This window comes from Acidisphaera sp. L21 (assembly GCF_009765685.1).
Lineage (GTDB): Bacteria > Pseudomonadota > Alphaproteobacteria > Acetobacterales > Acetobacteraceae > LMUY01.
This window is the reverse complement of sequence record NZ_LMUY01000084.1, coordinates 53,337-63,956: the sequence shown is the minus strand read 5'-3', so window position 1 is coordinate 63,956 and position 10,620 is coordinate 53,337. Positions and strand designations below refer to the sequence as shown.

Annotated in this window: 9 protein-coding genes; 6 read left to right on the top strand and 3 right to left on the bottom strand. The window is 65.2% G+C overall.

Features of this window, described 5'->3' with window-relative positions; translation table 11 throughout:
• A partial coding sequence (locus GSQ76_RS17830) for a tryptophan 7-halogenase (protein WP_174247366.1) occupies nt 1–774 on the top strand: 774 nt, incomplete at its 5' end.
• Between the two features lies 1 nt (nt 775).
• On the opposite strand, the gene GSQ76_RS17825 is transcribed toward GSQ76_RS17830, so the two are convergent.
• The gene (locus GSQ76_RS17825) at nt 776–1,375 is read right to left on the bottom strand and encodes a phospholipid-binding protein MlaC (RefSeq protein ID WP_158745485.1); all 600 of its coding nucleotides are present in this window, start codon (nt 1,373–1,375) and stop codon (nt 776–778) included.
• Nucleotides 1,375–2,157, bottom strand: coding sequence for a cell envelope integrity EipB family protein (locus GSQ76_RS17820; protein ID WP_254070478.1), 783 nt, complete (start codon nt 2,155–2,157; stop codon nt 1,375–1,377). Before GSQ76_RS17820 ends, GSQ76_RS17825 begins: the two co-directional genes overlap by 1 nt.
• Nucleotides 2,158–2,303: 146 nt before the next feature.
• Between GSQ76_RS17820 and GSQ76_RS17815 the strand changes: the two genes are divergently transcribed.
• Nucleotides 2,304–2,594, top strand: coding sequence for a hypothetical protein (locus GSQ76_RS17815; protein WP_158745483.1), 291 nt, complete (start codon nt 2,304–2,306; stop codon nt 2,592–2,594).
• Here the strand turns inward: GSQ76_RS17815 and GSQ76_RS17810 are convergent.
• Entirely contained in the window at nt 2,591–3,490 is a 900-nt protein-coding gene (locus GSQ76_RS17810) for a calcium-binding protein (RefSeq protein WP_158745482.1), read from the bottom strand. The two genes, GSQ76_RS17815 and GSQ76_RS17810, sit on opposite strands and share 4 nt — an antisense overlap.
• An 89-nt stretch (nt 3,491–3,579) precedes the next feature.
• Here GSQ76_RS17810 and GSQ76_RS17805 point away from each other — a divergent pair, with 89 nt between their 5' ends.
• The 4 genes from GSQ76_RS17805 (at nt 3,580) to GSQ76_RS17790 (ending at nt 10,611) form a co-directional block, all read left to right on the top strand.
• A complete protein-coding gene (locus GSQ76_RS17805) occupies nt 3,580–4,953 on the top strand; it encodes an ethanolamine ammonia-lyase subunit EutB (RefSeq protein WP_158745481.1) in 1,374 nt (457 codons plus the stop codon).
• Entirely contained in the window at nt 4,950–5,687 is a 738-nt protein-coding gene (eutC, locus tag GSQ76_RS17800; RefSeq protein ID WP_158745480.1) for an ethanolamine ammonia-lyase subunit EutC, read from the top strand. The genes GSQ76_RS17805 and eutC overlap by 4 nt, the downstream gene beginning before the upstream one ends.
• Nucleotides 5,684–6,928 (top strand): amidohydrolase family protein, encoded by a 1,245-nt coding sequence (locus tag GSQ76_RS17795; protein WP_158745479.1) that lies wholly within the window; start codon nt 5,684–5,686, stop codon nt 6,926–6,928. Before eutC ends, GSQ76_RS17795 begins: the two co-directional genes overlap by 4 nt.
• Nucleotides 6,929–7,446: 518 nt before the next feature.
• The gene (locus tag GSQ76_RS17790) at nt 7,447–10,611 is read left to right on the top strand and encodes a DUF4214 domain-containing protein (protein ID WP_158745478.1); all 3,165 of its coding nucleotides are present in this window, start codon (nt 7,447–7,449) and stop codon (nt 10,609–10,611) included.
• The last annotated feature ends 9 nt before the right edge of the window (nt 10,612–10,620 follow it).

Sequence of the window (10,620 nt, the reverse complement as noted above, 5' to 3'; positions counted from 1 at the left end):
CTAGGCCTGAAGCGGTCCAACAAGCACAACTCGACCGCCGCGGTGTACGCACACTGGAAGGGCGTCACCCGGCAACTGAACGACGTGCCGGGCTTCATCACCGTTCACCTGGCCAAGGATGGCTGGTTCTGGATGATCCCGCTGCCCGGTGATGTGATGAGCATTGGCTTCGTCGGCAACTCGGACGTGTTCAAGACCCGCAGCCTGAAGCCACAGGATCTGTATCTGGATCGGCTGCAGCGATCACCCACGGTGGCGGCGCGGATGCGCGGGGCGGAGCGGATCGGCGACATCACCGCCACCGGCAATTACTCGTATCGTTCGACCACGGCGCATGGAGAGGGCTGGATGGCGATCGGCGACGCCTTCGCTTTCCTGGACCCGGTGTTTTCGTCCGGCGTGCTGCTGGCGATGACCAGTGCGGAACTGAGCGTCGAGGTGGCGGAGACCTGGCTGCAGAACCCGGCGGCGGCCAAGGTGCTGGCGCAGAAGGCGGAGCGGCAGATTTGCAAGGCGATGGATAGCCTTGGCTGGCTGGTCTACCGCATCAACACGCCGGTGCTCCGCGCGATGTTCATGTCGCCATCCAACAAGCTGCGGATGCGGGACGGATTGGTGGCGCTACTGGCCGGCAATCTGCGGATCGACCGCAAGATGCGGCTGCCCGTGCTGTCTTTCAAACTCGTCTATTACCTGCTGACCTTCGGCGATAGACTGGGGCTCGACCTGGATCTGACCCCGGCCGCAGCCCCGCATCCGGTTCCGGCAGAGTAGGCTACTCGCCCACCTGCTTGCGTAGCGCGGTCAGCAGGGCCTCGATGTTGCCGCCATTATGGGCCATGAAGGACGCATAGTCGCTGCGCTGGGTCATACGCAGGCTCATACCCTCGGCCACGACGTCGGCAATTTGCATCGACGTGCCGTTTTCTGTGACCAGCCAGGTGATGCTCACCGGTTTGTTTCCGGCGCGCTCGACGATGGTGGGGACGTAGACACCGTCCGGCTTTTCGACCGGTGTGTTGACGGTGACTTTCACCGACCCGGATTGATAGTCGCCCAGCCGGTTCACCACACCCTTCAGCAAGACCAGGTGGAACAGGCGCAGATATTCCTTGCGCTGATCCGGCGTGGCGACTTGCCAGTAACGACCCAGGGCGAACCGCGCGACCCCGTCTTCGTCCACCACACGCTGCAGATATGGCTCCAACCGAGCCTGCCGGTCGCTCGGGGACGACGCGCCGCCGACGACCGTGGCCAGATCGACGCCCGCCTGGCGCACGAAGGTGGCGGCCTTCGCCGGGTCGGCGGTGGTTTGGGCGTGTGCGACCAGCGGCAGCAGGGTCAGCGTCGCCAAGATCAACCGGCGGGGCAGCATCAGCAGTGCGAGGCCGGCATGGTGAAGGTCGCCAGCTTGCCCGTGACGGCGAAATCGCCGAAATCCATGTTCAACTCATCCGCAACACCGTTGGACCAGTAGCGCATGCCCACCTCGTAATCCGGGGACTGAGCCTCCTTCGCGCGGGAGAAAAAGGCAACTCTGACGCGGCCGGACGGCAGTTCTGCCAGTTGCGGATAGGGTGCGGCAGACGGGCCGGTCCAGCTGCTGATGAAGATCGAGGTATTCTGCGCCCCATCCGGCCCGGTGCCGTCGAACAGCGGCAGCGTCAGGAATTTCTTGCCAGCCTGGGCCGCGGTGATGATCGCGGCGGTATGCGACATCGGGAACAGCGTGCCCGGCGGAAGCTTCACCGTTTTGTCCTCCGGCATGGTGTAGTGGATTTCCCCGGTGTCGCCTGCGGCGGCGAGGGTCGCGTCACCCTCCACCTGCTCGGTCACGGCGGTGTCGGTGGTCTGCTTCATGTGGAATCGCAGCTTGGTGCCATCCTTGCTTTCCCAGGTCAGGTAGTCGGACACCATTTGAACATCCTGGCCGTCGCGGTTGGACAGCGTCATGTCCAGCCGCTGCCGCACGGCCCAGCCATCGCAAGCATCAGTGACTTCGTAGGCCATTGTGCCCGACACGCCGTTCACGTCCCCGCCCTTATTGCTGTCCAGAGTCAGCGTGTAGGTCGCGCGATGAGCGGCAAGCTGAACAGGCTCCGCCATGGCGAGACTGGGGGCGACGATGAATAGAGCCAGGGCGGCCATCAGGCGCATGCGGGGCACTCCGAGTGATTTTAAAGACATAGGGCGAGAGGCTCTCGCCCGCCAGCGTCCTCGCAACCAACAAAAAATTGCTGTTATCGCGTCTGGTTCAACCTACATGATGTACACAGTACACGAGCCGAGGAGGACAAGGCCTGATGAGCATTTATGAAACTGTCAAAGTCTTCGATTTATCCTCTGCACCACCGGATCTGCGTGAAGCAGATGATCTGGCGATCTTGAGGCCCGACGCGGAAGCTGATGACTCGACAATACTCAGCTTGAAGGTTGGTTGTTTTGCGACGCCTCGTGATAGGATCGTTAAAAAGCCATTAACACGTGAAGTTACTTACACCGAGTTTCAGCTTCATCGCTGGCTGGTCGAGCATGGCGCCCAGGAGGGCGAGGATATATTTCTCCGCTGGTCGGCCGACGACCAGCTCGTCTAAGCGCCGATTTCGGACACGTGCTTGGCCAGCCCGTCCCGCTGGCGCGTATATTGAACGACCACGTCCAGCATGCGCTGATCGATATGCCGGACCTCTAGAAACGACGCATTCTCCGGTGCAGGCTTGTAGACGTCGAAGCAGCGCAGGATCGGCAACGTTGCTGCGGATTCCAGTGGCGAGCTGAAGGCAGTGGTGAACTGGCCGTATTCCGGGTGGTCTGCCATGGCCGCCATCTGTCCCCTATCGGCGAAAAAGCAGCCGGAATGCGGGTTGGTCGTCTTCTGAAACACCAGGCTGCGCCCCAAGGCAGGCGCAATCATCCGGGGCCGCAGCGAGACGTCCTGAAATGCACCGGTCGATGCGTCATTGAGCACCGGGCCGTCGATATACAGTTTCGGAACCGGCCCGGTCGAGACTTCGAACCGATTGGGCTGCAACAGCGCTTTTGGTCCGAAGGCGGCGTTGAACCAGGCCAGTTTGTCGAAGAACATCGAATCCGTCAGTTCGATGTCGTCCTCGACGTACCCATACCAATCGAATGAACCCAGATTGGCCTTCAGCAAGGCATGGCAGGCGAACCCCAACAGGCGCGGGTGCATGGTGGTGGCATGGTGATGCACCAGCCCCGGCGGCAGGTGGCCGACCAAGTGTTGGTCCCCCGCTGTGCAGACCACGATGGTAATCGACGCATGGTCTGGATTGCACGGCATATCGGCCGGCCCAATCAGGCGCTGATTGGCGCCGAAATTCTGATGCAGGGCCGACACGCAGCGTAGCAAGGCGGCCGCACGCTCGCTCGCGAGGTTGCTTTCGGAGCCATAGAGATTCCGCTCTGTCCGCCTTTCCGTCCCATTCGGGCCCAGGAAGGCGTGGGGAATCGTGATCAGGATTTTCAACGTGACGCGTTCCTAAAGCCCCGCCTCCCTTAATGTGCCCCCGCGCATCAGACCAGACTGCACGTCAAACGCGTGCTTATACTGGCGGCATGTTCAGCACGTCGCTTGAAGGCACAACCCATCGCTTCCCGGATCTGCGCAGCCTGCTGGCCCGCGCCACGCCCTACCGCAGCGGGGATGCGCTGGCCGGGCTGGCCGCGGAGTCGGCCGAGCAACGTGTGGCGGCGCAACTGGCGCTGGCCGACCTGCCGCTTCGTCGCCTGTTGGACGACCCGGTGGTGCCGTACGAGACGGACGAGGTGACGAGGCTGATCTGCGACACGCACGATGCGGCTGCCTTCGCCCCCGTGTCCCACCTGACCGTCGGCGGCTTTCGGGACTGGCTACTGTCGGACGCGGCCGATACCGGAACGCTGACCGCGCTTGCCCCCGGGCTGACACCGGAGATGGTCGCCGCCGTCAGCAAGCTGTGCCGGCTGCAGGACCTGATGGTGGTGGCGGCCCGGTGCAACGTGACGACGCGGTTCCGCAACACGATCGGGCTGCCTGGCCATTTGTCGGTGCGTTTGCAGCCGAACCACCCGATCGATGACCCGGCGGGCATCGCCGCCTCCATCCTGGACGGACTGCTGCTGGGCGCGGGGGACGCGGTGATCGGGATCAACCCGGCCACCGACAGCCCAGAGCGGACCCACGCCCTGCTCTGCCTGTTGGAGGATGCGCGCACGCGGTTGGCCATTCCGACCCAGAGCTGCGTGCTGGCGCATGTCACCACGACGCTGGAACTGATCCGCCGTGGGTCGCCGGTGGATCTGGTGTTCCAGTCCGTCGGCGGGACGGAGGGCACGAACCGGTCCTTCGGCATCGACTTGGCGCTGCTGCGGGAGGGCCAGGAGGCCGGGTTGTCGCTGGGCCGGGGCACGGTGGGCGACAATGTGATGTATTTCGAGACCGGCCAGGGCAGCGCGTTGTCGGCCAGGGCGCATCTGGGCGTGGACCAGCAAACCATCGAGGCCCGGGCCTACGCGGTGGCGCGGGCATTCAGGCCGCTGCTGGTGAACACGGTGGTTGGGTTCATCGGCCCGGAATATCTGGCGGACGGCAAGCAGATCATCCGCGCCGGGCTGGAGGACCATTTCTGCGGCAAGCTGCTGGGCGTGCCGATGGGATGCGACGTTTGCTACACCAATCATGCCGAGGCGGATGCCGACGACATGGACGCGCTGCTGACGATGCTGGTGACCGCCGGGGTGAACTTCGTCATGGGCGTGCCCGGCGCAGACGACATCATGCTGGGGTATCAAAGCACGTCATTCCACGACGCGTTGGCGATGCGCGAATTGCTCGGTCGCCGTCCGGCGCCGGAGTTCGAGGCGTGGTTGGGACGGCAGGGGTTGATGGATGGTGCGGGCCGCGTGCGTCCGCAGGGTTTGCCTGCGCCGATGCAGGTGCTGCTGCCATGACGGTGCCGGCCGACGACCCGTGGGGCCGGCTGCGGCCGCTGACGGCGGCACGGATCGGGCTGCATACGACCGGCGGTTCGTTGGGGACCGCGCCGCTGCTGGCGTTGCGCCTGGCCCATGCAAGGGCGCGCGATGCGGTGCATGCGGCCTTGGATACGGAGGCGCTGGCGGGGGCGATCGGCGAAATGCTGGTGGTCGACACTGCGGCGCCTGATCGTGCGACATTTCTATTACGGCCAGATCTGGGCCGGCAACTGGCGCCGGGCACGACCCTGCCCCGTGGCGAGCATGACCTGGCGATCGTGCTGGCGGATGGGCTGTCGGCCCGGGCGGTGCAGGACCATGCGCCCCCAGTGCTGGCGGCGTTATTGGCGCATTTGCCGCGGTGGCGACTGGCGCCCGTGGTGGTGGTGCGCCAGGGCCGTGTGGCGGTTGGGGATGCGATCGCCAACGCGTTGGGCGCGAGTGCGGTGCTGGTGCTGATCGGCGAACGCCCCGGACTGTCCGCGCCCGATAGTCTGGGCGCTTACCTCACCTGGCAACCAGGTATGGGAACGACGGATGCGGACCGTAATTGCGTGTCCAACATCCGCCCCGCCGGGTTGGCGCCCGACGATGCGGCGGCGAAGATCGCTTGGCTGCTCGACTCGATGCGGGCGCGCGGGCAGTCCGGCGTGGCGCTGAAGGATGACGCGCCAGAAAGAGCGACGCGCTTGCAGGGGACTGCACCATGAGTTTGGACATGATCGTTCGCGGCGCCCGCCTCCCCGGCGGCGACGGCCTGGTGGATATCGGGATTGCTGACGGCCGCATCGCCGCCGTCGCCCCGGTGATCGACTGCGACGCCCCGGCCGTCGCGGCGGAAGGCATGCTGCTGGTGCCGGGCTTCGTCGAAACACATCTGCATCTGGACAAGACCTGCATCCTGGATCGCTGCACCGCTGCCGAGGGCACGGTTGCCGAGGCGGTGAAGCTGACCGCTGCGGCAAAGCAGAGCTTTACAGCCGAGGATGTTTACGACCGTGGCCGGCAGACGCTGGAACGGGCGCTCGCCTGGGGCACTACCCGCATCCGCACGCATGTGGAGGTCGATCCCGGCATCGGTATGCGCGGGTTCGATGGCGTGCAGCAATTGGCACGCGACTACGCCTGGGCCGCCGATATCGAGCTGTGCGTGTTCCCGCAGGAGGGGCTGCTGAACAACCCTGGGACCGACGCGCTATTGCAGGAAGGGCTGCGTCGCGGCGCCCGGGTGATCGGCGCGGTGCCCTATATCGACAGCGACCCGCGCGGGCAGATCGACCGTATCTTCGAACTGGCGCGCGAGTTCGACGTCGACATCGACATGCATCTGGACATGGGTGAGACGACGGACGGCATGCAGGCGGATTACGTTTGTCATAAGACCGAAGAATACGGTTGGGGCGGCCGGGTCGCGATCGGGCATGTGAGCCAATCATCATTGCTGCCGCGCGCAGCGTTTCTGGCACTGGCGGCGCGCTTGGCCTCCGCGGGAGTCGCGGTGACGGTGTTACCGGCGACGGATCTGTTTCTGACGGGCCGTAGCCACGACCATGCCGTGCCGCGCGGCGTGCCCCAGGCGCAGTTGCTGCGGGGGGCGGGCGTCACCTGCTCGGTGGCGACGAATAATGTGCTGAACCCTTTCACCCCGTATGGCGATGCGAATTTGCTCCGCATGGCCAACCTGTTTGCCAATGTTTGCCAGGTCGCGCGCCCGGCGGAGTTGGCGGGCTGTTTGGAGATGGTAACGTCGGAGGCTGCGCGGCTGATGCGGTTGCCGGATTATGGCCTGCGCGTGGGTGGCGTGGCGGATCTGGTCCTGTTGGATGCGACGACTGCCGAGGGCGCGGTCGCACAACTGGCGCAACCGCTTTGGGGCATGAAGGCGGGCCGCATGGTGTTCACCCGCCCTCGGCCGACGCTGCACCGCCCGGGATGTGATTGCCACCCATAGCTGCGGCGGGGCGGTGTGCGATAAGATGACTGCGGACGTCACACGCTGAGCGCCCGCCGGATCCGGCGCGTTAAACGAGGGGGGTATGCGACATCGGTCGCATACCCCCTTTTTCATGGAGTTCCTGCGTGCCGGGGCAGTTCGCTGCCGGTTGATTGCACGGACGTCACGGGTAATTTATTCTGAATTCACGATGACCATTTACTGTATGGCGACGATGTTCATGGTTTAACTACTTTGTTTTTAAGTATTAAACCAGAATAGAGGTCGTTTTAATAACGTTTCTTCAATCAGTTTCCGAGAATATCTGGGTCAGCGCGCCTTGTCGGCGCTGTTGTTGGGTCTCTGCACTGTCTATGCCAGTGCGCGCGTTGCGTCGGACTACGATGTTTTCGGGAAAAAATTGGCGGGAAGGCCTGTCCTAACCCAGACCATGTTCCGGGCTACACGGATCGTTTTGGACTGTATCGATGTGCTGCGCTTCGTGGCCGTCGATACTACTATAGGAAGCGCATAACATGTCTGGCACACAGTCTGAGATCATCACGCTCGGTGGGTTCGATGCTGCCTTACTCGGGCAAATTACACTGTCCGTCGTATCCTCGCAGTATTTAGCGGGCGGCATCGCCATTGGCAGCACGAGCACCACGGTGGGCCTGCTGACCCTTGGTGGTGTGGATGGGAAGGGCGACAACTGGGGTTTCAGCTACGTCGCTGCAATTCAACCCACGGCATATACGGTCGAAGTGCTCGACAGCACAGGTTACACCGCGGTTTTCACCGTTACCAACGGGGTTGCGGCCTGGACGTCCGGCACAACGGCGCCACACTACGTCGCCACGGTTGGGCTGGCCGGCACAGCGGGTGTAACGGGCGCAGCAGGCGCGACCGGGGCCGACGGTGCGACCGGCGTCACCGGTGCGGCAGGTGCTACGGGTGCGGGCGTGACGGGTGCCACGGGCGTCGCCGGCGCGACGGGTAACGCCGGCGCGACAGGCGCCGCGGGCGCGCAGGGTATCCTTGGCCTCATCGGAGCAACGGGCGCAATTGGTGCCACCGGTGCAGTCGGTTTGACGGGCGCCATCGGCCTGACGGGCGCGATCGGTGCAACGGGTGCAGTCGGAATTACCGGTGCCATTGGGATCACCGGTGCAGTCGGCGCGACGGGTGCGATTGGCGTCACTGGCGCTGTTGGCGTCACTGGCGCTGCCGGCATCACGGGTGCTGCTGGCGCAATTGGTGATACCGGCGGCACCGGTGCGGCCGGCGCGATTGGCGTCACTGGTGCGGTGGGTGCGACAGGGGCTGCCGGGACGAACGGAGTCGACGGTGCCGCCGGCATTGCTGGCGGGGTTGGCGCAACTGGTGCGACGGGTGTTTCCGGAACGAACGGGACCAACGGCGCGACTGGCACGAACGGAGCAACCGGCGCGGTGGGTGCCACCGGCACGACCGGAACAGCCGGCTCCGACGGAACCAATGGTGCGATCGGCGCAACAGGTGCGGCAGGGACAAACGGAACCAATGGCGCCACCGGTGCAGCGGGCTCGAATGGGACCAATGGCATCACCGGCGCAACTGGCGCGGCGGGAGCCAACGGGACCAACGGTGCCACCGGAACAGCAGGCGCGGCCGGCACCAACGGGATCAATGGCGCCACCGGTGCAGCGGGCACCAATGGAACCGACGGCGTCACCGGCGCAACTGGCGCGGCGGGAGCCAACGGGACCAACGGTGCCACCGGAACAGCGGGCGCGGCAGGTACTAACGGTATCAATGGCGCCACCGGCGTAACGGGGGCAGCGGGGTCCAACGGGACTGACGGCGTCACTGGCGCAACTGGCGCGGCGGGCGCCAACGGTGCCACCGGAACCGCAGGCTTGGCGGGTATTGATGGCATCAATGGCGCCACCGGCGCAGCGGGGGCAGCCGGGTCCAACGGGACTGACGGCGTCACTGGCGCAACTGGCGCGGCGGGTGCCAACGGGATCGATGGCGCTACCGGCGTCACGGGCTCCAATGGGATCGACGGCGTCAACGGGGCGACCGGGGCAATCGGTGCGACTGGCAACACCGGCGCGGATGGTTCCAATGGGGCCACCGGCGCAGCCGGCGCGTCGGGATCCAACGGGACCAACGGCGTGACCGGGGCGACAGGCGGCACCGGTGCGAATGGTTCCAACGGTGCCACCGGAGGTACGGGTGCGGCGGGCTCCAATGGAACCAATGGTGTAAGCGGGCCGACCGGGGCAACGGGCGCAATCGGGGCAACGGGAGCCACTGGTGCCGGCGGTTCCAACGGGACCAATGGCGTCACCGGCGCGACCGGTTCGGCAGGGTCGAATGGGATCAACGGCGTAACCGGGGCGACGGGCGCAAATGGGGCGACGGGCGCGGCTGGCTCCGACGGGACCGATGGTGCGACTGGCGCGATCGGTGCGGTGGGGGCGACGGGTGCTACTGGGGCGACTGGCGCTGCTGCAGGCAGCACCGGCGCAACTGGAAGCACCATTCAGGCGCCATTGGGTGACGAAGTCACATCCGATGGTTCGACAGGGGCGGGCACGACCGGCACCAGCACCGGCGTCACCACGCCGAAAATCGCATCGACCGATGACGTCACCGGTTCCAACCCGGTGTTCACCGGCACAGCGACGCCGGGTGCATTGGTGACGCTGTATAGCGGGACCACCGCCATCGGCACCGGCACTGCCGACAGCGACGGCACCTTCAGCATCACGCCGACGACAAGCCTGGGGTTAGGCCTGAACAACGTCACTGCGACGGCGACCACGAGTGCCGGCACGTCCACTGCGTCCTCCGGCTTGACCATCCTGGCCACTACCGACCCGGTGAATGGCGTGGCAACCAGCACCCTCACCATTGCCCAAGCCCAGGCTGCGGCGGGAACAGACGGCAAGCTGAACCTGGCCCAGGGCGTGCAAGCGGTGCAGTTCGTCGATGGCACGTTGAGCGTGGGCGCAGACACACCGCAGGCAATGGTGGAACGGCTCTATGAGGGTTTGCTCGGGCGCACTGCCGATGCTGCCGGGGCGTCGTTCTATCAGACCATTCTGACGGCCGGGGCGTCGAACGTGACGGTTGGGGCCGATTTCCTCAACAGCCCCGAGTATGCTGCGCTGTATGGCACGCAGACGGACGCGCAGTTCGTCGACACGCTCTACACTGGTCTGCTCGGCCGGACGGGGAGTGACGAGTCTTCCTGGACCGCTCAACTCGCGAGTGGGACTAGCCGCGCGCAGGTCGCCGTCGACATCGCGAGTTCGGACGAGGCGAAAACGCATCTGGCCGGGACGACAGCCAATCTGTTCGTCGACAACCCACTCACCAAGGCGGCGAACGAGCTCTACGAGACTGGCCTAGGCCGCCAGATCGACCAGGATGCGGTCGATCACATCCAGGCCGCGATTGCGACCGTGACACCGCTGCAGATCGCCGAGGGGTTCTTCACCCGGTCGGAGTTCATCAACCTGCATGCAGGCCAGAGCGACACTGCGTTCGTCAGCAGCCTCTACCAGGCAGGCCTCGGCCGTACGCCAGATACCGCCGGCGGCTCGTTCTGGACCGGGTTGCTGGCGAACGGCACCAGCCGGGCAGCGGTGCTGGTCGGGATCGCCGAAAGCAACGAGTCGCTCACCCACAACGCCAGCCTGCCCGCCTAGGCAAGGACC

Excerpts from the sequence above, each read along its gene's own strand:
- eutC (WP_158745480.1), top strand. The coding sequence starts at position 4,950 with ATGACGGTGCCGGCCGACGACCCGTGGGGCCGGCTGCGGCCGCTGACG.
- GSQ76_RS17790 (WP_158745478.1), top strand. The coding sequence starts at position 7,447 with ATGTCTGGCACACAGTCTGAGATCATCACGCTCGGTGGGTTCGATGCT.
- GSQ76_RS17815 (WP_158745483.1), top strand. The coding sequence starts at position 2,304 with ATGAGCATTTATGAAACTGTCAAAGTCTTCGATTTATCCTCTGCACCA.
- GSQ76_RS17820 (WP_254070478.1), bottom strand. The coding sequence starts at position 2,157 with ATGCGCCTGATGGCCGCCCTGGCTCTATTCATCGTCGCCCCCAGTCTC.
- GSQ76_RS17805 (WP_158745481.1), top strand. The coding sequence starts at position 3,580 with ATGTTCAGCACGTCGCTTGAAGGCACAACCCATCGCTTCCCGGATCTG.
- GSQ76_RS17795 (WP_158745479.1), top strand. The coding sequence starts at position 5,684 with ATGAGTTTGGACATGATCGTTCGCGGCGCCCGCCTCCCCGGCGGCGAC.
- GSQ76_RS17825 (WP_158745485.1), bottom strand. The coding sequence starts at position 1,375 with ATGCTGCCCCGCCGGTTGATCTTGGCGACGCTGACCCTGCTGCCGCTG.